Below are 21261 nucleotides of genomic sequence, written 5' to 3'. Positions count from 1 at the left end.
TTGTCCTGAGCGGCTGTCCTGAGCTCGGCGAAGGATAACAGTCGAAGGAACTCCGATATGCTCCACTGATAAGGCAAGATTCTGAAATGGGTCTTGCTTTTTTTGATATGACGCTTCAGAGGAGAACCTGCCCGTCCGTTCAGGCGGGGTTTATCCTGAGCGGCTGTCCTGAGCTTGGCGAAGGATAACAGTCGAAGGAACTCCGATATGCTCCACTGATAAAGCAAGATTCTGAAATGGGTCTTGCTTTTTTTTAATCCTGCACTTGCAATACCAACAACGGCTTGGTGGTATGAAATTCTTTCTTCAACACTACATTCTTCTCCCATAACTTTTTGAAGAACCCACGTTTTCGTCGCACAACACACAACATATCAGGATTATGACTCTGAAAATGCTCCAATACCGCCTGAAAAGTGGTTGCGTTTTCGGTCCGTAGATATTTATTCTGAATGTCCTGAAGTCGTTCACTTACTTCTAGCATCCCTTCGGTACTTTCAGGGGTTTCGACGTGAAGCACATTTATTTCGGTTCCAAAATGCTTTCTGAATTGCATTACGGGCTCCAAGGTTTTTTTCTTTTTGAAAATACCGTTCTTAAAGGCCATCAACATGGTCGCCGGTTGCGAAAATTTCATCCCCTCCGGTACGACCAAAATTGGAATATTGGTTGTTTTCATCAACTTTCCAGAGGTATTGCCCAAATACACTTCTTCTCGAATACTGTTGCTGCGTGGCGATAATACCACCAAATCGACAGGAATATGCTTGTTAAAGCGCTCGATTCCTTCAACGATTCCTCCTTTTATAGGATGTGCCACCACCGTTACGTCCTTTTTATCTACCTGCGCCAATACTTCATCCAAACGATTTTCGGTATCCTCTTTCAGAATCTTATTCACTTTCGTCATCCCCCCAACCTTACTCATTTCCTGAAAAACCGAAACGACATATACATTGGCATCCATTTCCTGGGCCAAGTCGATTGCATATTGAAGATTAGAGACTGCATTTTCGGATGAACCTACCGGTACCAAAATATTTTTCATGGGAACAGTTTGTTTATTTTTGAAGCAAAAGTAGGGCATATTAATGATACGACACGCCAAACCCTCGGAAATTGAGAAAATACTAACACTTACCCAAGCCTGTGCCAACGATATGATTGCCAGAGGTATTTATCAATGGGACGAACACTATCCTTCAAGGGAAGCATTGCTAAAGGATGTGGAACGAAACGAATTATACCTTCTTTTGGAGGAGAATACCATCATTGGCTGTATCGTCATTTCAACCCATAAGGATTCGGAATATGATACTATCAACTGGCTAACGAAAGATGGTAATAACTATTACATCCATCGGCTCGCCATTCACCCACAATTTCAACATAAAGGCCATGCAAAAACACTCATGGATTTTGCTGAAGCCTTTGTAAAAGAGAACGGCGGCATCTCAGTGCGGTTAGACACATTCAGTCAAAACACACGCAATCAAAAATTCTATAAAGCCAGGGGATATCGACCCACAGGAACCGTTTATTTCCCGCGCCAAAGCGACCACGCTTTCTATTGTTACGAACTGATTCTTTAGCGAGATAGGTTCGGATTACGTCGCTATTTGGAAAAGCTATGCTTACCCCTCTAATTTACCTCTCAGTTATCCGTATTTTTGCCTGCTCGTTATGGCAACAAATATTTCCTTTTCACGCATACAGCAATTAGCCATTCCTGCTATTATCGCGGGAATTGCAGAACCTGTCTTGTCTATTACCGATTCGGCCGTGGTGGGAAACATTCCTGAATACGGTACCGAATCCTTGGCGGCCGTAGGAATCGTTGGATCGTTTTTATCGATGCTGATTTGGATACTCGGACAAACACGTAGCGCTATTTCCGCCATCGTTTCGCAGAATCTTGGGGCAGGGAAACTGAAAGATCTAGATAGTTTTCCAGCACAGGCCATCTATTTCAATGTTGCCGCCGGTGTGGTTGTACTACTGGGCACTTACTTTTTTATTGAAGAAATCTTCCGACTGCTAAACGCCGAAGGCACCATCCTTCAATTTAGTATTGATTACTATAACATTCGGGTGTGGGGCTTCCCATTAACGCTGTTCACCTTTGCTATTTTTGGATTATTCCGTGGCCTTCAAAACACCTTTTGGCCTATGGTCATTGCCGCTATTGGTGCTGGATTAAACATTCTGTTGGACTTTATGCTGGTGTATGGCGTTGAAGGCTGGTGGGAGCCTATGAACCTAAAAGGGGCTGCATATGCTAGTTTAATTGCGCAAAGCGTCATGGCATTGATGGCTTTTGGGTTTTTGGTGAAGAAAACAACGGTCACGCTTCGCTTGACCTTTCCGCTTCACCCTGAAATAAAACGGCTGGTTTCTATGAGCCTTCATCTATTTGTCCGAACGCTTGCCTTAAATGCTGCATTACTTCTTGCTGTTCGTGAAGCAACCGGCTTAGGAAAAGAGTACATCGCGGCACATGCCATCGCTATCAATATTTGGTTTTTTACGGCCTTCTTTCTTGATGGTTACGGTGCTGCTGGGAATATTTTGAGTGGAAAACTGTTGGGCGCACGAGATTTTGTCACCCTTAAAAAACTCGTCAAAAAAGTAAGCACCTATAACGCTTTCGTTGCACTCGGACTAATTGTCCTTGGTGTTATACTTTATCAACCTATCGGAAGAATGTTTAATAAAGACCCCGAAGTACTGAATGTGTTCTACGGTATGTTTTATCTAGTCTTGGTATGTCAACCCTTGAATGCCCTAGGTTTCACCTTGGATGCCGTTTTTAAGGGCTTGGGAGAAATGAAATTCCTTCGAAACGTATTACTTGGCGCTACGCTATTCGGATTTATTCCTGTACTCTACGCCTCAAAAATTCTAGGTTGGGGCTTACAGGGTATTTGGCTCGCTCTATTGGTATGGATTGGTTATCGCGGAGTGGCACTTCTCATTAAATTCCGGAAAAAATATGCTCCATTAGCGGTTAGCCCATAAAATCGCCACGGGTTTTTAGCCAGCCAGTAATACTAAGGCGTTCGCCCTGCTTCACTTCAAGAACTTCATGTTCCAAAATCTGACTTTCAAAAATGACCATGCGACCGGGAATGGGAACTACGGATATTTCAGGTTTACCATCAGGATATAACACCAACTGTCCGCCATTTTCAGTGGTCCAATCGGTATCGTTCAAATAGAATACAATCGATAATTTTCTTCGGTCATCGTTCTGAAATGTATCGATATGCCGCTTATAAAAAGTGCCTTTTGGATAAATAGCATAGTGAAACTCCTTATGCATGATGCCCATAAAGCAGGTACGATTCAGGTAGCTGACGAAAGCATTGATTCTTTCAAAAAAGAGCGTTTCATCCGGCTTCAAACTATCGTCCCGCAACCAAAAAATATAATCACCGCGAATGGAGCGATCAATTTCTTCATTCACCCTATTTCCAATAGCAGCTTTCTTAAACGCCGAATCGCTTTGTCGCTGTAACAGTGCCTCTCGAAGTTGCAACACCTCATCCTGTTCGAAAAAGGTATCGACAATGCTGTATTGTGACGTCGTTAGGTCATCAATAATATTCTCAAACAACGGATTTTCAACAAAATCCACTTGTTCAAAAAGCTCCTGTGTATTCATTCATTTTATTAAAAAGCGCGCAAATATACTTCGAAGTTTTTTTACTTTTTGAAAAATTTTCATCCGTTGCATTTCTTGTATCTTTGTGGCCTGAAACAACCGTATGAGCAAGATTCGTATCACAAAAATGTTTTCTTTTGAAACCGGGCATGCCCTGTATGGCTACGATGGAAAATGCCGAAATGTACATGGTCACAGCTATAAGCTTTCGGTAACGGTTATCGGTACTCCTATTTCAGATACGGATAATGTGAAGTATGGGATGGTAATCGATTTTGGCGATCTGAAGAAAATCGTAAAGGAAGAAATCGTTGATGTATTCGATCATGCAACCGTCTTCAACAAAAACACACCCCATGTTGAATTGGCGAATGAATTGAAGGATCGTGGCCATAGTGTGTTGTTGGTCGATTACCAACCTACCAGTGAAATGATGGTCATCGATTTTGCCGAAAAAATCAAGGCCAGGTTACCGAAAACCATTACGCTTCATTCCCTAAAACTTCAGGAAACTGCCAGTAGTTATGCCGAATGGTTTGCCAGCGATAACGGCTAAGCACTTCTTCCGCTTGTATTTTTAGCTATCTTTACCCTATGCAACTTCCCGAAGGAAAAAAGATTTATTTCTCGAGCGACAATCACCTTGGCGCCCCCACGGCCGAAGAAAGCCTTCCCCGGGAGAAAAAGTTTGTCCGTTGGCTCGATACGGTAAAGGATGATGCCGCTGCTATTTTCCTCTTAGGCGATTTGTTCGATTTTTGGTTTGAATATAAAAAGGTGGTTCCTAAAGGTTTTGTACGGGTATTGGGAAAACTTGCCGAACTGAGCGATAGCGGAATCCCCATTCACTTCTTTGTCGGTAACCACGACCTATGGATGAACGATTATTTTAAAACCGAATTGAACATTCCCGTGTACCATGAACCCAAAACCTTTGTCTTTAACGATACGAAGTTTTTTATCGGCCATGGTGATGGAAAAGGCCCTGGCGATAAAGGCTATAAAAGCATGAAAAAAGTGTTTACCAATCCTTTTTTTAAATGGTTGTTTCGTTGGGCACATCCTGACATAGGAGTACGGATTGCACAATATCTTTCGGTGAAGAACAAGTTGATTTCAGGTGAAGAGGATAAGGAGTTTTTAGGTGAAGAAAACGAATGGTTAGCGCTTTATGCTAAGCGAAAACTGGAGAAAGAACATTTCGATTATTTTGTTTTTGGTCATCGTCACCTTCCCATGGAAATCCAAGTAGGTGAAAACAGTACCTATTTCAACCTAGGCGATTGGATTCACCAATATACCTATGGCGTTTTTGATGGAAAATCTTTTCAGTTGAAGACCTTTGAGGAGTAAATTTCATTATTCACGTACATCCTTCAACCGAAGCTGAAGCGAAACATTTCCTTGCCATTCATTTTCATCGATGTTGAAGGCTGCCTTAAACGGTTTTCCCGAACACGCAATTTCTTCCTTATCTGCCATATTGAAACCGATGGCGGCAAAAGGTAACGAGTTCCCTTTTTGAAGGGTGAGTCGTAAATGCGTTTTATCTTCTCCCACGCATTTTCCCCAACCGGTATCGCGAACATTTTGGGCCATAAAAACGGGACGGTGATTTCCAGGTCCGAAAGGCGCAAATTGTTTCAGGATACGATAAAGTTTTGGGGTAACTTCCGAAAGTTCCAGCTCGGCATCGATCATTAATTCAGGTGTTAACAATTTCGGATTGATGGTTTCTGAAACAATCTTCTCAAAGGCATTTTTGAAGTTTTCATAATCCTTTTCTAGCATGGTCAGTCCAGCGGCATAGGTATGACCTCCGAACTGCTCGATATGCTCGGCGCAGCCTTCCAAGGCTTCATACACATCGAAGCCTTTCACCGATCTTGCCGAAGCGGCCAGCTTATCGCCACTTTTGGTAAACACCAAGGTCGGACGGTAATAGGTTTCCGTGAGACGAGAGGCCACAATCCCGATAACACCTTTATGCCAGGTTTCGTGATACACCACTGTACTCATTCGCTCTTCTTCTTTATTTTCAACAATTTGGTCTAAGGCTTCTTGGGTAATCATTTTATCGGCATCCCTTCTGTCGGTATTATATTGTTCAATCTCTTCAGCCCATTCGGCTGCTTTTTCAACATCTGTTTCGGTAAGCAAGGATACGGCGTGATTGCCATGCTTCATTCGCCCTGCCGCGTTTATTCGTGGCGCAATGATAAATACGACATCGGTAATGGTGAGGGTTTCCTTTTTCACCTGATTCAAAATAGCCTTGAATCCTGTTCTTGGATTGGAATTCAGCACTCGAAGTCCGTGATAGGCAAGGATTCTGTTTTCACCCGTAATCGGAACGATATCGGCCCCAATAGCCGTCGCCACTAAATCGAGATACAGTACCAAATCTTCCATCTGCTGACCCCTTTTAGAAGCCAGCGCCTGAATCAATTTAAACCCAACGCCACATCCACAAAGCTCTTTGTACAGATAGTCGCAGTCTTCACGTTTCGGATCCAAAACCGCAATAGCATCAGGGAGTTCTTTTCCGGGACGGTGGTGATCGCAAATAATAAAATCGATTCCTTTTTCCTTTGCATAGGCAACCTTATCGATGGCTTTTACGCCACAATCCAGTGCAATAATCAAACTAAAGCCATTGTCTTCAGCAAAATCAATTCCTTGAAATGACACTCCATAACCTTCGGCATAGCGATCGGGAATATAGGTCGCCACATTGGGATAAAAACTTCGCAGATAGGAGCTCATTAGCGCGACACTAGTGGTTCCGTCAACATCATAGTCGCCATACACCAAAATGTTCTCATCCTTTTCAATGGCCTGTTCTATACGGGATACGGCCTTATCCATATCCTTCATCAGAAAAGGATTATGTAGCTTTTCGAGCGAAGGTCTAAAAAAATCCTTTGCTTCTTCAAAGGAGTCAATACCGCGTTGGGCCAATAAGGTAGCTACGAGTTTAGGTACTCCTAGGGAGGTTTCAAGTTGTTGTACGGTGTCTTCGGAAGGTTTTGGTCGTAAGGTCCAGCGCATAATTATGAGATTTCAACCTTTTTCAATCTTAGCATTCCTTCAGAAAAACCCTGAAAGATCATTATTACGAATACCAAGAAATGGAAGGTTTACAGCGGGAAGTGCTTTTTAAAAGTACAAAAATAAAATGTATCTGCCCCGTTTCCAATAGGGGCATTCAACTTTCAACAAAAAAGCATTTCACTTATTAAAAACAGTTGTTCAATAGTTTGATTTACAGTTTATTACTTATGTATTTTACGATATGCCCATAGTACTTTAGCCATTCAGAAACGCAACAATTAAAACCCAACAACATGAAGTACACAGTAACAGGAACGCTTTATGCCAACATTTGCGATGGGCATCGGCAACCGCTACGAAATACAACGCTACGCGTGTATCGTATTGAAAACGACCAAAACGCAGCGACTGCTTTTACCGCTGCGCAACCCAAGGAATTGGCCAAGGTTTATGAAGAAAAGGACATTAAGGCTCGAAAAAGCCAGCTTTTAACTGAAATCACTACCGATCGTAACGGCAACTACGAATTTGAAATCGATGGCGACCGGAAAGACTATGATGGCGGTGCTATTGCCTTGGTATTATTCTATAAAGAAGTAGTCGATTATGGACAAGGAAATACTGATACGCCTAATAACTTCAAACCTTTTGAAGTATTAATCGATATTGTTCATCCCAAATGGAAGGAAACCAACGATGGACTTATTGCTACATATAACCAAACCATACTTAGACGTATCTGGTGTTACATTCTGCAACGCCTCGATATTTGGGTGATTTGCGGAACGGTGCTAAACTGCGAGTCGCAACAACCGTTGGTCGGTATAGAGGTTATTGCCATGGACGACGACATCATCACCGATGACCGTTTGGGAAGTGCCGTTACTAATGCGCAGGGACGATTCTGTATTTATTATCGCTCTATCGATTTTAAAAAGACGTTCCTTTCACCCTACATCAATATTGAAACCACACCGGTATTCAGTTTTGATAACGGACCGGATATCTATTTCAAATTTGCTGTGGGTGGAGAGGAATTCTATGCCGAATCACCTTCCGAAGCCCAAAAACCAAGTCGAAAAAATGTTGGAAACTGTCTCTGCGTTCACCTATGCTTAGACGATGCGCCAGAAACGACCTTAGATCCGCCGGCAGCCTTTTATCAAATTGGATATGCCCGGAAGTACCATCCTGTCTTGAACATCGATCCAGCCACGGGTAGAACCACTGGAAAAAGTAATGCCGATCTAAATGAACAAGCCTTCTATAGTAACTTGGAATTGAGAGGCTCGCTTTCCCAAAAACTGAATGGTAACCCAGTGGAATATAAATTTCAATATGCTGAAGTGTCCGATCCCACAACCGACGTTTCCACTATTGGATCATGGACAGATGTAGCGCCTGGTGATATTGCACCAACCATAATTGCTGAACGCATTACGCAATTGTTTCCAACGATTGAGCATGAAACCTATGCGATTCATCCAACAGCGGGACAAATTGGTGTCAATTTCAATAATAATTGGCTGCAAGTGCCGCAGTACAATGGTCCCGGCTTCGATATTTTCTTTAACGGAGCACTCATTCGATTGATTTCTCGAAACCTTGCTGGTGGAAATGTGGATAAATCGGGCTTGGTTCCAGGTACTAGTTCGGCTCCTTTAGAACAGAACAGATATTTCGCCGTACGCATGCGAAAAAGAGAGGTTGGCAATCCAGCCAGTGAAGTAGCCGCTGGATTCTCCAGACCCTTGGCTATTTTTAACACCGTGTACCAAAACGTACCTCAAGGTGGGACGTGGGCGCCAGGCGCCACTAGCAACGAACTGGGAATCGCAACCCTCGACATTCAGGAATTGGTCAATGGTGGAAGCTGTGCAAATATCACAAACTCATTACGCGTAAATTATACGGCTGCCAATCCGAATTTAGGTAGTGTATGGTTAACGATGAGCGGTCAAGGCGGTCCCCACAACTTTGAACCGATCCAGTTTCCGACGCCAGGGGAAGAGGCCTATGGCCAAGTACAGTATACGGGGAATGATGCTATTGTAGATGCTGATGATGTAAGCAATTTGCCTAATTGTGCATTTGAAGTTCGCTTAAACGCCGAGCTGAACCTTACGAACGGCGAACAACAACACCCAAATATTTGGGACCGAGTCCTATTTTGTAAGTAAGTAGTTTTTTTGTGTTAGCTGAAAGTGGCCTTCGGAATTAACTGAAGGCTGCTTTTATTTTATAAGTAGCCGTTAGTAGATACTCTATTATTAATAATTACGTACCTTTAGCAGTAACGCCTGTAGTTTGTTGCTTTAAAATAATAAGGATGAAAAAGATAGTACTTGAGTGTTTTGCTTGTTTTATGGTATTGGGGTTCGCATATGCGCAAGATGGAAGTTATGATACGACTTTCGCGAACAATGGATTTTTATATACCACACTATCACCTGATGACGAATTTTTCTATTCCGCAGCAACATCCCCAGATGGAAGAATTGCTGTTTCTGGAGTAAATTTTAATGCAAGCGATCCCGATCATTTCATACTTATGTTTGTTGAAGACGGTAGTTATGATTTCACTTTTGGAGATGATGGGTTTTTGATTAATGAGTTTAATTCGAGTTTTGAAAAGCTCTTTTTTCAAAGCAACGGAAAACTGGTTTTTGGGGGTAACCCTAATAATCAAAAGATAGGGAGGCTACTTCCAAATGGCACCTTAGATACTGCCTTTGGAGTCGATGGATTTCTATCGGTAACGAATGAGATTTTTCTGAAAGTAGATGAAAATGATTATATCTATACTACAAGCACGCCCAACACTTTCATTAATGTTAAACGATTCTTGCCAAACGGTGATACAGACCTCGATTTCGGAGATAATGGAATGATAACGCTAACGTTAACCGATACAGGAAATGTGTACCCTGCAAGGATTGAGGCGTTAACAAACGGAACGTTTTTCGTAACGTATAAGCACGAAACAACTGAAAGCACATCATGGCATTTGGCAAAATTTCTTGTCGATGGAAGTCCGGACACATCATTCGGTGTCGATGGTCAGACGGAAATTGATGTTAATCAGGAAAATTATTGTTCAGCTCCAGCCTTTCTTGACGAAACATTTTTAGTCTCATGTTCCTACTGGGATGTGGATATTGAAAATATGGTGAGAAAGACGCTTAAGTTCGATAGCTCCGGCACCCTTGATGCTAGCTTTGGAACAAATGGCGTTTTGGACGGCTATACCGCTACAGTAGTCCAAGGGAACCAGCGGTTTATTGCCAATAGTGGTGATGTAGATTGGGAAGGTGGCGCCTATCCTTTCTACCGTCGTTTTTTTAGTGACGGAACCATCGATAATAGCTTTCAATTTGCGGGCGTTCCGGGAGTCTTGGGGAATTATAATGCTATGTTGACAAATTCAGGAAAGTTCTTAGTCGTCGGAAATACAATTTGGTATGAAGGTCAAACAGAATTTATTTTGTCCCGATATAACAACAATCCTTTAGAAGTAACCGAGAATAGTATTGCTTCACTTACAGTTTTTCCAAACCCGTCTAGTGGAATATTCCATATTGAATCAGAAGATCGTTCGCATCTGATCTATTCACTTACGGATAGCAACGGAAGGCTTTTAGCTACGGGGGTTTTTCAGAATAATAAAAAGCAGCTAGATCTCTCATCATTCGCCTCCGGTCTCTATTTTTTGAATGTTTCCGGAACTACTATGAAACTGATACGAGAATAATGTAAGCTACTTCTTTTTGGCTATTTTTATCGTTACCTAAAACGATACCTATGCCTTTAGTAACACCTCTACCTCCCGATCACGATACCGAAACCAAGGAATTGGCCGAATTCTTCAATGAAACGCTAGGTTTTTGTCCGAACAGTGTCCTTACCATGCAGCGCAGACCTGCTATTAGCAAAGCGTTTATCAATTTGAATAAGGCCGTCATGGCCAATGAAGGTCGAGTGACTTCAGCATTAAAGCGAATGATTGCCTGGGTAAGCAGTAATGCGACGGGCTGTCGGTATTGTCAGGCCCATGCCATTCGCGCTGCGGAGCGCTATGGAGCGGAACAGGAAAAGCTCGATAATATCTGGGAATATCGTACCCATGATGCTTTTAGTGAAGCCGAGCGCGCTGCCTTGGATTTTTCGCTTGCCGCCAGTCAAGTACCGAATGCGGTGAATGAAGATATCCAAAAACGATTGCATGAGCATTGGAATGAAGGTGAAATCGTCGAAATGTTGGGGGTTATCTCGCTTTTTGGGTATTTAAATCGCTGGAACGATTCGATGGGAACATCGATTGAAGACGGTGCGGTGGAAAGCGGTGAAAAATACCTTGGAAAACATGGTTGGAATAAGGGGAAGCATATTTAAAATTTGTTGATTTTTAAATAATGAGATTTTAAAGTAGAGTATAACTTTTCAATTGTTTGACTATCACTCATAATATATACGTTATACGTTGTTAGCCATTGGCATTTATTTTCAAATAGGTCTCAGGTGTCATTACGGCAAGTTTACTTTTCTTATAATCCTTAATATTCCGCGTTAAAATAAGGTCAATCGATCCATTCTCTACCGCCGAATAGTTCTGAAGTGCATCTTCAAAATCCTTAAATTTAGAATTCAATGCATTCAAGACAACTTTTTTATCCATGGAAGTGATATCAATTATGGTCAGTAGTTGTTTGATCTTCTCAATCACCATATCGTGCTTTCCCACTTTTCTCAGCATATAATATACATTGGAGATAACCACAGGTGTCGTAAATCCGCTTATCTTTTTCTCCTCACAGTTGTTGAGCACTTGTGCTGCAAATTCAGCGAAAGGAACTCTATCAAAAAAGAAATCCAAGATGACATCGGTGTCTATAAATACATGGTCCATTTATGAGTATTTTTCCTCGACCCTCTTTCTGAGTTCCTTTTTGTAATCAAACTTTTTGGATGTTTTGAATGAGCCTCTCAGCGATGCAACAATTGGGCTTAGGGTTTCTTTTCTTCCGTCGGTTTGTTCTTCTTTGGTAAGCATTTTCAGATAATTCTCGATTATATCAGAAAGACTCCGGTTTTTATCCTTGGCATACTGTTTCGCTTTCTCGATAATCTCCTGTTCGATTGTCAATGTCAATTTTCTGTTCATCACTCATATTTGATACAAATATAAGAGAATTCAAATAATACGTATAAATTTTTTTAAATAAGCACGTGTTTCAAATGCTCGCTGCTAACCTATAAATTCCTGAATCCTTTTTTGAAGTATTGGAACCACTTCCTGTTCAAACCAAGGGTTTTTACTACGCCAAAATCGATTTACAGGCGAGGGATGTGGTAACGGCCAATATTCTGGCAAATACGTCTCAAAATGACGCACTCGTTCGGTGAGATTTTTATGCGTGTTATCCAAATAGTAGGAATTGGAATACGCACCAATCAAAATTTTTAATTCTACATTTTTTAATTTTGATAGCACGAACTCATGCCAGGTCGGTGCGCATTCAGGTCGTGGCGGTAAATCGCCTGTTTTTCCCTTACCAGGATAACAAAACCCCATCGGTAGTATCGCAAAGTTTTCCGTATCGTAAAAGGTGTCTTCATCTACGCCCAACCATTCCCGAAGCTTTTTTCCACTTTGGTCCTTCCAAGCTACACCCGATTCATGTACCACCCGTCCAGGCGCTTGGCTGATTAATAGTATTTTGGAATTTTTGGAGGCTTCAATGATGGGTCTTGGCCCTAAAGGGAGATGTTTCTCACAAAGTGTACAATCACGAATCTCGGAGAGCAGTTGTTTCATTATTTCTTCCCTTCCACTACCATCACAAACTCTCCTCTAGGCGCATGGGCTTCGAAATGCTCTTTTACTTCAGCAACAGTTCCTCTTACGGTTTCTTCATGTAGTTTACTGATTTCACGGGAAACGGAAATCTTTCGATCACTTCCGAAGAATTCTTCAAAATGCGACAAAGTCTTCAACAGTTTATGGGGCGATTCGTAGAAAATGATGGTTCGCTCTTCTTCGGCTAAAAGTGTAAGTCGCGTCTGACGCCCTTTCTTCACCGGTAAAAAACCTTCAAACACAAATTTGTCATTCGGCAAGCCACTATTCACCAGCGCCGGAACAAATGCGGTTGCCCCAGGTAGGCACTCCACTTCAATAGTAGCTTCCACACAAGCGCGTGTCAACAAAAAACCAGGATCACTAATTGCCGGTGTACCTGCATCACTGATTAAGGCGAAGGTTTCACCCGCCTTCAACCGTTCTACTATTTTGGTTACCGTTTTATGCTCGTTATGGGCGTGATGGGACAGCATGGGAGTGTCTATTTCGAAGTGCTTCAGCAATTTACCGCTGTTACGTGTATCTTCAGCAAGAATCACATCCACTTCCTTCAACACTTCAACAGCACGAAAGGTCATATCCTGAAGATTACCAATCGGCGTAGGAACCACATATAATTTTCCCATGATTTCTACTGAAAGCTTTTTTCGATGGCTCCCATAAAGCGGTCGACGTATTCATCCTTTTCCAACCAATGATTATAATCGGGCTTTACCTGTGCTTTGATGAAGGTTTCGGCTTCGCTATAGCTGTCCTTTGTATTGATTTGTGATAGCACACGGGTATAATCGTCGGCATTTCCATCGAACAAATGCTTGATATACGCCAGTCGATCGTTCAAGCCAATCTGTAGCCCTCTTTTTGCTGAATCGTTGAGCGACTTCTTTTTCGGTTGATGCTCATGGGCGCGTTCGGCTACCTTGGTCGGTTGTGCTGACTCCTTTTTCTCTTCTTTTTCTGAAGATTCCTGTTTTGAAGGGGTGTTTTGCTTCCGCTCAAAGGTTGGCATTGTTTGATAGGTAGTAGCAAATTCCTCAATGTCGTTTTTCGTATGTTTTGTTGGCTGTTGCTGCTTTGCTGTCGGCGTTTCTTTTGATGGATTCTTAGGAAGAATTTCATCCAACAGATCATCTACCCGCTGCGATTCCTCTGGCATTTGGGCAACCAAATCCTTGATTTTTTCCATTAACGGCTCGACCAGATCGTGTTCATGTTCCGGTTGCGGTACTGGTTCTGGATCCTTGAACCAATGCTCTTCCCGATAGCTTTTGGAATCGAAGGATTGCTGTAGGTCTTCAGCCTGTTCTTCCGTAATCTGCTTTTCAAGGTATTCCAACACCACCAATTTTTCATGTAATCGTGCTGTGGTTTCCTTCAGTTTTGTTACATTTTGATTGACCGATTGCTGCTGTAATTGTTGTGCGAGTTGTTGAATTTCGGAAAGAAGTTTCTTCTTCATAACTTTTCTATGGGTATCGTTCCTGCTACGTTTTTGTTTTGTTAAATTTACGCATCCTATATGGAAACGTCAAGTGTTTGCCTTTTATTCTAATGCCCTACTATGTTTCTCGAAAATACCGTTAACCAAAAAGAACAATTCGGATGGATTGAAGTCATCTGCGGATCGATGTTCTCGGGTAAGACCGAAGAGCTCATTCGCCGACTGAAACGCGCCCAGTTTGCGCGTCAGCGCGTGGAGATTTTCACGCCTGCTATCGATACGCGTTACGAAGAAGACAAAGTAGTATCGCACGACAGCAATGAAATTCGCTCTACTCCGGTTCCTGCCGCTGCCAATATCCCCATTTTGGCCGATGATTGCGATGTTATAGGCATAGATGAAGCTCAGTTTTTTGATGATGAAATCGTAAAAGTCTGTAACGACCTTGCCAATCGTGGTATGCGTGTTATCGTTGCGGGCTTGGATATGGATTTTCGTGGAAACCCCTTCGGTCCCATGCCTGCTCTTATGGCAACCGCCGAATACGTCACCAAAGTGCATGCGGTCTGTACCCGCACAGGAAATTTGGCGCATTTTAGCTACCGAAAAGCACAAAGCGACGATTTGGTATTACTTGGGGAAACCGAAGAATATGAACCGTTGAGCAGAGCCGCATATTATAAGGCGGTGCTACGTGAAAAAGTAAAAAAAATGGATGTACAGGATCCTGAAGAATTGCCCTCAAAAAAACAGGCATAATGAATACTTGCCCTTTTGGTGAAACCACCTTGGAAATCGATTTAAACGCCCTTGCGCACAACTACCGCTACCTAAAATCGCATTTAGATGAAGGAACTAAGATGATGGGGGTGGTGAAAGCCTTTGCCTACGGAAGCGATAGTACGGCAATCGCTAAAGAGTTAGTCAATTTAGGAGTAGGCTATCTTGCCGTTGCTTATCCGTATGAAGGTGAGGTGTTACGTGACGCGGGAATTCAAACCCCTATTTTGGTACTACACCCACTTCCGCCTACCTTCCAAACGATTACGGCGCGTTGTATGGAACCGGCAATCTATTCCAGAACCATGTTGGAAAGTTTTATTGCTTTTTGTGAAGAAAAGAATTTTAAGGCTTACCCCATTCATATTAAATTGAATACTGGCCTGAACCGTTTGGGTTTTATCGATACCGATATCGACTATATTTCGGAAACAGTGGCAAAAAGTGAAGCGGTTACCGTGAAATCTATTTTTTCACACTTGGCTGCTAGTGAAGATTTAGAGGAAAAGCGATTTACCGAAAAGCAATTGAAGTTTTTTAAGGAAAGCTCTGAACGCCTTATTGAAAACTTAGGATATACGCCCCTACGTCATACACTGAATACCTCAGGCGTTATTAACTATCCCGAAGCACAATACGATATGGTACGTACGGGCATCGGACTGTATGGTTTTGGAAATATTCCTGAAACAGATAAAAAATTACGCCCGGTAGGAACGTTGAAGACGGTTATTTCACAAATTCATAAGGTGAAGAAAGGCGAATCCATTGGATACAATCGCGGTCATATTGCCGATCGTGATATGCGTTCGGCAACCCTTCCCTTAGGTCATGCCGATGGGATGGCGCGAATTTATGGTAATGGAAATGGTTGGGTGACCATCAACGGCAAACGGGCTCCGATTTTGGGCAATACCTGTATGGACATGATTATGGTAGATGTTACCGACATTGGCTGTAAAGAAGGTGATGTGGTAACTATTTTTGGTGAAAATCCTCGTGCGAATGAATTGGCAGAAGGAGCTGGCACCATTTCATATGAGCTAATTACTTCAGTATCACAGCGCATCAAACGGGTCATTTGCCGAAAATAGACATCCTTAGATAGAATTTTTCTCGGAAACTATTTCCATTTTTACTACTTTCGTTTTTAGTAACTCACTAAACCAATCAACATGCTAAAGGAATTTAAAGAATTTATCATGACCGGTAACGTTATCGACCTCGCCGTTGCCGTCATTTTAGCGGGCGCCATCGGAATGGTAGTCTCCGGATTTACAAATGATATCATGATGCCTATTGTTGGGCATTTTGCAGGTGGTATGGATTTCGCCGATATGAAAATCGTACTTGACGAAGCCGTCGTGGGCGCCGATGGTGAAGTCGTTGAACCCGAAAACGCCATCATGTATGGAAAATGGATCAATGCCCTTATCAATTTGGTCATTGTAGGCTTTGTATTGTTTATTATCGTAAAGGCTTACAATAAAACGAAAAAGCCGAAAGAGCCAGCTCCAGAAAAGCCAAAAGGTCCTACCCAAGAGGAATTGCTTATCGAAATTCGTGATGAGTTGAAAAAGCAGAATAAATAAGAGTTTACGTTCCCACGAAGGGAGAACCGCTACACTGTGTAGTATTTTAGTAACTAAACCCTCCTTAGCCAAAGCGAAGGAGGGTCTTTTTTTTTGCTAGTCCTTCAATAGTAGAACCCAAACAAACTCGTATTTTTGAACTTCAAAAATATATGCTATGAAAATTGCAGTGGTAGGCGCTACCGGAATGGTAGGATCGGTAATGTTAGAGCTACTTGAAGCTCGAAATTTTCCCATGAATGAATTGTTACTGGTCGCTTCCGAAAAATCGATTGGAAAAACACTTCTCTTTAAAGAAAAAGAATACCCTATCATTTCGATGGAAGATGCCATTGCGAAGAAACCAAATATCGCCATCTTTTCTGCAGGCGGAAGCACTTCCTTGGAATGGGCGCCGAAGTTTTCAGCCGTAGGAACGACCGTTATCGACAATTCTTCAGCGTGGCGTATGGATGAAACCAAAAAGCTGATCGTTCCCGAAATTAACGCACACCTCCTCACTTCCGAAGATAAAATCATAGCCAACCCAAACTGTTCGACTATACAGCTTGTAATGGCCTTGGCACCCCTTCACCAGAAATATAAAATAAAACGCGTGGTGGTATCTACCTATCAATCGGTTTCTGGCACGGGAAATAAAGCCGTTCAGCAATTGGAAAATGAAATGAAAGGCGAAAAGGGCGAAATGGCCTATCCGTATCCCATTCATAAAAATGCGCTTCCACATTGCGATGTATTTGAAGAGAATGGATACACCAAGGAAGAGATGAAACTAGCCCGCGAACCCCAAAAAATATTAGACGACCGAAGTTTCTCAGTCACCGCAACCGCTGTTCGAATCCCGACCGCTGGCGGTCATAGCGAATCGGTAAATGTTGAGTTTAAAAACGATTTCGACCTAACAGAAGTTCGTCGACTACTTCATGAAACCCCGGGCATTACCGTTCAGGATAATCCTGATACAAACACGTATCCTATGCCTATATATGCGCATGGAAAGGATGATGTGTTTGTCGGACGCATCCGCCGCGATGAAACACAGCCAAACACTTTAAATATGTGGATCGTAAGCGACAACCTTCGAAAGGGAGCAGCCACCAATGCTATTCAGATCGCGGAATATCTTATCGATAAAAAGTTGGTATAGAAATAGGGGAAGGTTTCAACCTCAGCGACTTGTAGTCGGAAAACAAGATTTTTCGCTATATTTATGTTGTAACACTAAACCAACCGCTTATGAACTCCACTTTTACTAAGATTTTACGTATTGTCTTGGGATTAGCCCTCCTCGTCTTTGGCCTCAATAAATTTATCGGTTTTATGGAAATGCCTCAATTTCCCCCCGATGCCGAACAATTTATGTCTTCGTTACAAGCTACCGGCTATGTTTTATATGTCGTTGGAATACTCGAAACCTTTATTGGTTTGCTGCTAATTTTTAACAAATGGGTACCCTTCGCATTGATTTTACTAGCTCCCATCGCCTTCAACATTTTACTGTTTCACCTGTTTTTGGACCTTTCAGACATTGCAGGCGCGTTGGTTATCGCTGTTATTAATGTAATTCTTATCTATAAGTATTGGAAGGCTTATCGTCCCTTGTTTCAATATTAAGGCAAAATAACAGTCTTGGGTTGTAACAAATTTCTAACAGTACACTACTAACTATTTTGTACTTTTAATGCCTCATTTTCAGAAACTATGAAATATACTTTAACTACCATTCTACTTGCAGTGGCATTTGTTGGCTGTAAGGAAGAAAAGCAACCACAAGACAGCATGGCGGTAACTTACCCCGAAACAAAAAAAGTTGATACGGTCGATACCTATTTCGGCACCGAAGTACAAGACCCCTATCGTTGGTTAGAAGACGATATGAGTGAAGAAACAGCTGATTGGGTACAACGCCAGAATAAGGTCACCTTTGGCTATTTGGAAAACATCCCGTTTCGCGATAAGCTGAAGGAGCGACTTTCAACGCTATGGAACTATGAAAAAGTTGGTGCTCCGTTTAAGGAAGGCGACTACTCTTACTTCTATAAAAATGATGGGCTCCAAAATCAATATGTCATCTATCGCTACAAAACCGAAGAAGGACCCGAAAATGCTGAGGTGTTTTTAGATCCGAATACCTTTTCCGAAGATGGAACAATCTCCTTGGGAGGCTTAAGCTTTTCGGACAATGGAAAAATGGCTGCCTATAGTATTTCTGAAGGCGGGAGCGACTGGCGAAAGGTATTGGTAATGAATATCGAAAACAAGGAAATTGTGGAAGATACCTTGGTCGATATCAAGTTTAGTGGCCTTTCGTGGAAAGAAAACGATGGCTTTTACTACTCCAGCTACGATAAGCCAAAAGGAAGTGAACTTTCCGCTAAAACCGATCAGCATAAACTGTATTATCACAAACTAGGTACTTCCCAAAAAGAAGATAAGTTGGTTTTTGGTGGAACCGAAGCTGAAAAGCACCGCTATGTAAATGGCGGTGTGACCGAGGACAACCGCTACCTTTTCGTAACGGCAAGTACCTCCACTTCTGGGAATAAGCTTTTCCTTAAAGATCTAAATAAACCTGATAGTAAGTTTGTTACCATCCTCGATCATACCGATAGCGATACCTATATTATCGAAAATGAAGGGAGTAAACTCTTTTTAGTGACAAATTTGAACGCTCCGAACAAAAAAATTGTGACGGTAGATGCCGCTAATCCAACTCCTGAAAATTGGGAGGATTTTATTCCTGAAACCGAAAATGTATTGACGCCTTCAACAGGTGGTGGCTATTTCTTTACAGAATATATGGAAGATGCGGTTAGTAAGGTGAAGCAGTACGATTATGAAGGAAAACTCGTGCGCGATGTGGAACTGCCAGGTGTGGGTAGTGTTGGTGGCTTCGGAAGCAAGAAAGAAGAAAAGGAACTGTATTATAGCTATACCAACTATAAAACCCCTGGAAGCATCTATAAATACAATGTGGAATCGGGCAAAAGCGAATTATATCGCAAACCTGAAATAGACTTTAATCCTGAAAACTATGAAAGCAAGCAGGTATTTTATACCTCCAAGGATGGAACGAAAGTACCGATGATCATCACCCATAAAAAAGGAATTGAACTAAATGGCAAGAACCCAACAATTCTCTATGGCTATGGCGGTTTCAACATTAGCCTGACCCCTTCTTTTAGCATCGCCAATGCGGTATGGATGGAACAAGGCGGTGTGTATGCCGTTCCAAACCTTCGAGGGGGTGGCGAATACGGAAAGCAGTGGCATAAAGCCGGAACCAAGATGCAGAAGCAGAATGTATTCGACGACTTTATTGCTGCAGCTGAATACCTAATCGATAATAACTACACCTCTCGCGAATACTTAGCGGTACGTGGCGGTTCTAATGGAGGGTTATTGGTAGGCGCTACCATGACGCAACGACCCGATTTGATGTCGGTGGCCTTGCCAGCCGTTGGGGTGTTGGATATGCTACGCTACCATACGTTTACAGCAGGTGCTGGTTGGGCGTACGACTATGGTACTGCGGAAGACAGTAAGGAAATGTTTGACTATTTAAAAGGATATTCACCGCTACATAATGTAAAAGCGGATACGCAATATCCTGCAACCTTGATTACCACTGGCGATCATGATGACCGTGTAGTTCCTGCACATAGTTTCAAATATGCTGCCGAGCTTCAGGATAAGCAGGCAGGCGATGATCCTGTACTCATCCGTATTGAAACAGAAGCCGGTCACGGTGCTGGAACCCCAGTTTCAAAAACAATCGAGCAGTATGCCGATATTTTCTCCTTCACCTTATATAACATGGGGTACGAAGTATTGCCTGACGAGGTAAACAGTAAAGTGAAAGAATAATCAGAATTCAAAAAATATGGAGGTTGTCCTGTGCTAAGTAGTGTTGGACAACCTTTTTTTATAAGTATGTTAGAAGTATCCATTGCATCCTTTTCGTATCCAAAGAACGACACCAATGTATTGACCGATATACAGTTTTCGGTGAAGCAAGGGGATCATTTGGTTGTGTTGGGTGAAAGCGGCTGCGGGAAGTCGACACTCTTGCATCTTATCTATGGCTTACTTCCGTTGGAAAAAGGTAACATAATTTTCGAAGGAAAACCACTGTTAGGTCCTGACAACACGCTTATACCTGGTGAAGACTTTATGAAGTTGGTCGCCCAGGAGTTAAATGTGATGCCCTATACTACGGTTGAAGAGAATATCGCTGAGCATCTCACACGCAATCATCCCGAGGAAGAAAACAACATTATTTCAGAGTTGTTAGCCGTTGTCGATTTGGAGGACTATCGCAAAACGAAGGTGAAAAGCTTAAGCGGCGGACAGAAGCAGGGTGTAGCCTTGGCGAAGGCATTGGCCAAAACACCGAAAATACTATTATTGGACGAACCCTTCAGCAGTATTGATACCTTTCGGAAGAATGACCTAAGACGAAGATTGTTTCACTACTTAAAACAAAACAATATTAGTTGCATAACGGCTACCCACGACGCTGAGGAAGCCTTGATGTTTGCCGATACTATTTTGATGCTTCGTAATGGATATGGGGAACGCTACGATTCACCTTCTACCCTTTTCAATACATTAGAAAATGAACATCAAGCCGGTTTTTTTGGAGAGGTCACTAAACTTTCAACCCCAGATGGAGCAGTTGAAATTCTATTACCGCATCAATTATCGGTGAGTACTTCAAATACAGATTTGCAAGTAATTGTACAACATTGTTATTTTAAAGGCACGCATTATCTAATTCAAGCGAAATTTGAGAATTCGGAAGTATTCTTCAACCACACTTCACTATTAAAAAAGGGAGAAAAAGTTTATCTTTCAATAAAATCATAAG

General features: G+C 42.2%; 22 protein-coding genes. 14 read left to right on the top strand and 8 right to left on the bottom strand.

The window, feature by feature from the left end:
- Nucleotides 1-253 precede the first annotated feature (253 nt).
- A complete protein-coding gene (locus I4Q58_RS07105) occupies nucleotides 254-1048 on the bottom strand; it encodes a universal stress protein (protein ID WP_203295197.1) in 795 nt (264 codons plus the stop codon).
- Between the two features lie 43 nt (nucleotides 1049-1091).
- Between I4Q58_RS07105 and I4Q58_RS07100 the strand changes: the two genes are divergently transcribed.
- Nucleotides 1092-1592, top strand: a complete 501-nt coding sequence (locus tag I4Q58_RS07100; RefSeq protein WP_203295196.1) for a GNAT family N-acetyltransferase — start codon at nucleotides 1092-1094, stop codon at nucleotides 1590-1592.
- A 91-nt stretch (nucleotides 1593-1683) separates the two neighbouring features.
- A complete protein-coding gene (locus tag I4Q58_RS07095; RefSeq protein WP_203295195.1) occupies nucleotides 1684-3018 on the top strand; it encodes an MATE family efflux transporter in 1335 nt (444 codons plus the stop codon).
- On the opposite strand, the gene I4Q58_RS07090 is transcribed toward I4Q58_RS07095, so the two are convergent.
- Nucleotides 3008-3664, bottom strand: coding sequence for a 2OG-Fe(II) oxygenase (locus I4Q58_RS07090; protein WP_203295194.1), 657 nt, complete (start codon nucleotides 3662-3664; stop codon nucleotides 3008-3010). The genes I4Q58_RS07095 and I4Q58_RS07090 overlap by 11 nt on opposite strands.
- Nucleotides 3665-3767: 103 nt before the next feature.
- Here I4Q58_RS07090 and I4Q58_RS07085 point away from each other — a divergent pair, with 103 nt between their 5' ends.
- Together I4Q58_RS07085 and I4Q58_RS07080 are read left to right on the top strand one after the other, a co-directional pair.
- Entirely contained in the window at nucleotides 3768-4220 is a 453-nt protein-coding gene (locus tag I4Q58_RS07085; RefSeq protein ID WP_203295193.1) for a 6-pyruvoyl trahydropterin synthase family protein, read from the top strand.
- Between the two features lie 38 nt (nucleotides 4221-4258).
- The gene (locus tag I4Q58_RS07080) at nucleotides 4259-5017 is read left to right on the top strand and encodes a UDP-2,3-diacylglucosamine diphosphatase (RefSeq protein WP_203295192.1); all 759 of its coding nucleotides are present in this window, start codon (nucleotides 4259-4261) and stop codon (nucleotides 5015-5017) included.
- 6 nt (nucleotides 5018-5023) lie between these two features.
- On the opposite strand, the gene recJ is transcribed toward I4Q58_RS07080, so the two are convergent.
- Entirely contained in the window at nucleotides 5024-6715 is a 1692-nt protein-coding gene (gene recJ / locus I4Q58_RS07075; RefSeq protein WP_203295191.1) for a single-stranded-DNA-specific exonuclease RecJ, read from the bottom strand.
- A 296-nt stretch (nucleotides 6716-7011) separates the two neighbouring features.
- Here recJ and I4Q58_RS07070 point away from each other — a divergent pair, with 296 nt between their 5' ends.
- The 3 genes from I4Q58_RS07070 to I4Q58_RS07060 all read left to right on the top strand — a co-directional run bounded on the left by I4Q58_RS07070 (nucleotide 7012) and on the right by I4Q58_RS07060 (nucleotide 11110).
- The gene (locus I4Q58_RS07070) at nucleotides 7012-8898 is read left to right on the top strand and encodes a hypothetical protein (protein ID WP_203295190.1); all 1887 of its coding nucleotides are present in this window, start codon (nucleotides 7012-7014) and stop codon (nucleotides 8896-8898) included.
- Nucleotides 8899-9047: 149 nt separating this feature from the next.
- A complete protein-coding gene (locus I4Q58_RS07065) occupies nucleotides 9048-10469 on the top strand; it encodes a T9SS type A sorting domain-containing protein (protein ID WP_203295189.1) in 1422 nt (473 codons plus the stop codon).
- 50 nt (nucleotides 10470-10519) lie between these two features.
- Nucleotides 10520-11110 (top strand): carboxymuconolactone decarboxylase family protein, encoded by a 591-nt coding sequence (locus I4Q58_RS07060; protein WP_203295188.1) that lies wholly within the window; start codon nucleotides 10520-10522, stop codon nucleotides 11108-11110.
- A 91-nt stretch (nucleotides 11111-11201) separates the two neighbouring features.
- On the opposite strand, the gene I4Q58_RS07055 is transcribed toward I4Q58_RS07060, so the two are convergent.
- The 5 genes from I4Q58_RS07055 to I4Q58_RS07035 all read right to left on the bottom strand — a co-directional run bounded on the left by I4Q58_RS07055 (nucleotide 11202) and on the right by I4Q58_RS07035 (nucleotide 14037).
- Nucleotides 11202-11624, bottom strand: a complete 423-nt coding sequence (locus tag I4Q58_RS07055) for a type II toxin-antitoxin system VapC family toxin (RefSeq protein WP_203295187.1) — start codon at nucleotides 11622-11624, stop codon at nucleotides 11202-11204.
- Nucleotides 11625-11879, bottom strand: a complete 255-nt coding sequence (locus tag I4Q58_RS07050; protein ID WP_203295186.1) for a DUF6364 family protein — start codon at nucleotides 11877-11879, stop codon at nucleotides 11625-11627. It lies immediately after the preceding gene.
- A gap of 84 nt (nucleotides 11880-11963) precedes the next feature.
- Nucleotides 11964-12533, bottom strand: coding sequence for a uracil-DNA glycosylase family protein (locus I4Q58_RS07045; RefSeq protein ID WP_203295185.1), 570 nt, complete (start codon nucleotides 12531-12533; stop codon nucleotides 11964-11966).
- Complete coding sequence (gene rsmI, locus I4Q58_RS07040; protein ID WP_203295184.1) at nucleotides 12533-13204, bottom strand: 16S rRNA (cytidine(1402)-2'-O)-methyltransferase; 672 nt, start codon at nucleotides 13202-13204, stop codon at nucleotides 12533-12535. Before rsmI ends, I4Q58_RS07045 begins: the two co-directional genes overlap by 1 nt.
- Before the next feature lie 5 nt (nucleotides 13205-13209).
- On the bottom strand, nucleotides 13210-14037 hold the full coding sequence (locus tag I4Q58_RS07035) for a hypothetical protein (RefSeq protein WP_203295183.1): 828 nt from the start codon (nucleotides 14035-14037) through the stop codon (nucleotides 13210-13212).
- Nucleotides 14038-14139: 102 nt separating this feature from the next.
- Between I4Q58_RS07035 and I4Q58_RS07030 the strand changes: the two genes are divergently transcribed.
- The 7 genes from I4Q58_RS07030 (at nucleotide 14140) to I4Q58_RS07000 (ending at nucleotide 21260) form a co-directional block, all read left to right on the top strand.
- Complete coding sequence (locus tag I4Q58_RS07030; RefSeq protein ID WP_203295182.1) at nucleotides 14140-14778, top strand: thymidine kinase; 639 nt, start codon at nucleotides 14140-14142, stop codon at nucleotides 14776-14778.
- On the top strand, nucleotides 14778-15893 hold the full coding sequence (gene alr, locus I4Q58_RS07025) for an alanine racemase (RefSeq protein ID WP_203295181.1): 1116 nt from the start codon (nucleotides 14778-14780) through the stop codon (nucleotides 15891-15893). Before I4Q58_RS07030 ends, alr begins: the two co-directional genes overlap by 1 nt.
- Before the next feature lie 81 nt (nucleotides 15894-15974).
- Nucleotides 15975-16391, top strand: coding sequence for a large conductance mechanosensitive channel protein MscL (mscL, locus tag I4Q58_RS07020; RefSeq protein ID WP_203295180.1), 417 nt, complete (start codon nucleotides 15975-15977; stop codon nucleotides 16389-16391).
- Between the two features lie 157 nt (nucleotides 16392-16548).
- A complete protein-coding gene (locus tag I4Q58_RS07015; protein WP_203295179.1) occupies nucleotides 16549-17538 on the top strand; it encodes an aspartate-semialdehyde dehydrogenase in 990 nt (329 codons plus the stop codon).
- 89 nt (nucleotides 17539-17627) lie between these two features.
- On the top strand, nucleotides 17628-18005 hold the full coding sequence (locus I4Q58_RS07010) for a DoxX family membrane protein (RefSeq protein WP_203295178.1): 378 nt from the start codon (nucleotides 17628-17630) through the stop codon (nucleotides 18003-18005).
- A gap of 87 nt (nucleotides 18006-18092) precedes the next feature.
- Nucleotides 18093-20258, top strand: a complete 2166-nt coding sequence (locus I4Q58_RS07005; RefSeq protein WP_203295177.1) for a prolyl oligopeptidase family serine peptidase — start codon at nucleotides 18093-18095, stop codon at nucleotides 20256-20258.
- Nucleotides 20259-20324: 66 nt separating this feature from the next.
- Nucleotides 20325-21260 carry an ABC transporter ATP-binding protein gene (locus I4Q58_RS07000; protein WP_203295176.1) on the top strand — a complete coding sequence of 312 codons (936 nt, stop codon included), beginning with the start codon at nucleotides 20325-20327 and terminating at the stop codon, nucleotides 21258-21260.
- The last annotated feature ends 1 nt before the right edge of the window (nucleotide 21261 follow it).

This window comes from Luteirhabdus pelagi, assembly GCF_016827595.1.
In the GTDB taxonomy this organism is placed as follows: Bacteria; Bacteroidota; Bacteroidia; order Flavobacteriales; family Flavobacteriaceae; genus Luteirhabdus; species Luteirhabdus pelagi.
Note: the sequence above shows the minus strand (reverse complement) of the source record. Positions and strands in the feature narration are given on the sequence as shown.

What these genes read in the sequence shown, in the direction of transcription:
- I4Q58_RS07055 (WP_203295187.1), bottom strand. Translation starts at nt 11,624, where the DNA reads ATGGACCATGTATTTATAGACACCGATGTCATCTTGGATTTCTTTTTT.
- I4Q58_RS07070 (WP_203295190.1), top strand. Translation starts at nt 7,012, where the DNA reads ATGAAGTACACAGTAACAGGAACGCTTTATGCCAACATTTGCGATGGG.
- I4Q58_RS07105 (WP_203295197.1), bottom strand. Translation starts at nt 1,048, where the DNA reads ATGAAAAATATTTTGGTACCGGTAGGTTCATCCGAAAATGCAGTCTCT.
- I4Q58_RS07065 (WP_203295189.1), top strand. Translation starts at nt 9,048, where the DNA reads ATGAAAAAGATAGTACTTGAGTGTTTTGCTTGTTTTATGGTATTGGGG.
- I4Q58_RS07005 (WP_203295177.1), top strand. Translation starts at nt 18,093, where the DNA reads ATGAAATATACTTTAACTACCATTCTACTTGCAGTGGCATTTGTTGGC.
- recJ (WP_203295191.1), bottom strand. Translation starts at nt 6,715, where the DNA reads ATGCGCTGGACCTTACGACCAAAACCTTCCGAAGACACCGTACAACAA.
- I4Q58_RS07015 (WP_203295179.1), top strand. Translation starts at nt 16,549, where the DNA reads ATGAAAATTGCAGTGGTAGGCGCTACCGGAATGGTAGGATCGGTAATG.
- I4Q58_RS07080 (WP_203295192.1), top strand. Translation starts at nt 4,259, where the DNA reads ATGCAACTTCCCGAAGGAAAAAAGATTTATTTCTCGAGCGACAATCAC.
- alr (WP_203295181.1), top strand. Translation starts at nt 14,778, where the DNA reads ATGAATACTTGCCCTTTTGGTGAAACCACCTTGGAAATCGATTTAAAC.
- I4Q58_RS07085 (WP_203295193.1), top strand. Translation starts at nt 3,768, where the DNA reads ATGAGCAAGATTCGTATCACAAAAATGTTTTCTTTTGAAACCGGGCAT.
- I4Q58_RS07035 (WP_203295183.1), bottom strand. Translation starts at nt 14,037, where the DNA reads ATGAAGAAGAAACTTCTTTCCGAAATTCAACAACTCGCACAACAATTA.
- I4Q58_RS07050 (WP_203295186.1), bottom strand. Translation starts at nt 11,879, where the DNA reads ATGAACAGAAAATTGACATTGACAATCGAACAGGAGATTATCGAGAAA.
- I4Q58_RS07030 (WP_203295182.1), top strand. Translation starts at nt 14,140, where the DNA reads ATGTTTCTCGAAAATACCGTTAACCAAAAAGAACAATTCGGATGGATT.
- I4Q58_RS07010 (WP_203295178.1), top strand. Translation starts at nt 17,628, where the DNA reads ATGAACTCCACTTTTACTAAGATTTTACGTATTGTCTTGGGATTAGCC.
- I4Q58_RS07000 (WP_203295176.1), top strand. Translation starts at nt 20,325, where the DNA reads ATGTTAGAAGTATCCATTGCATCCTTTTCGTATCCAAAGAACGACACC.
- I4Q58_RS07090 (WP_203295194.1), bottom strand. Translation starts at nt 3,664, where the DNA reads ATGAATACACAGGAGCTTTTTGAACAAGTGGATTTTGTTGAAAATCCG.
- I4Q58_RS07095 (WP_203295195.1), top strand. Translation starts at nt 1,684, where the DNA reads ATGGCAACAAATATTTCCTTTTCACGCATACAGCAATTAGCCATTCCT.
- rsmI (WP_203295184.1), bottom strand. Translation starts at nt 13,204, where the DNA reads ATGGGAAAATTATATGTGGTTCCTACGCCGATTGGTAATCTTCAGGAT.
- I4Q58_RS07100 (WP_203295196.1), top strand. Translation starts at nt 1,092, where the DNA reads ATGATACGACACGCCAAACCCTCGGAAATTGAGAAAATACTAACACTT.
- I4Q58_RS07045 (WP_203295185.1), bottom strand. Translation starts at nt 12,533, where the DNA reads ATGAAACAACTGCTCTCCGAGATTCGTGATTGTACACTTTGTGAGAAA.
- I4Q58_RS07060 (WP_203295188.1), top strand. Translation starts at nt 10,520, where the DNA reads ATGCCTTTAGTAACACCTCTACCTCCCGATCACGATACCGAAACCAAG.
- mscL (WP_203295180.1), top strand. Translation starts at nt 15,975, where the DNA reads ATGCTAAAGGAATTTAAAGAATTTATCATGACCGGTAACGTTATCGAC.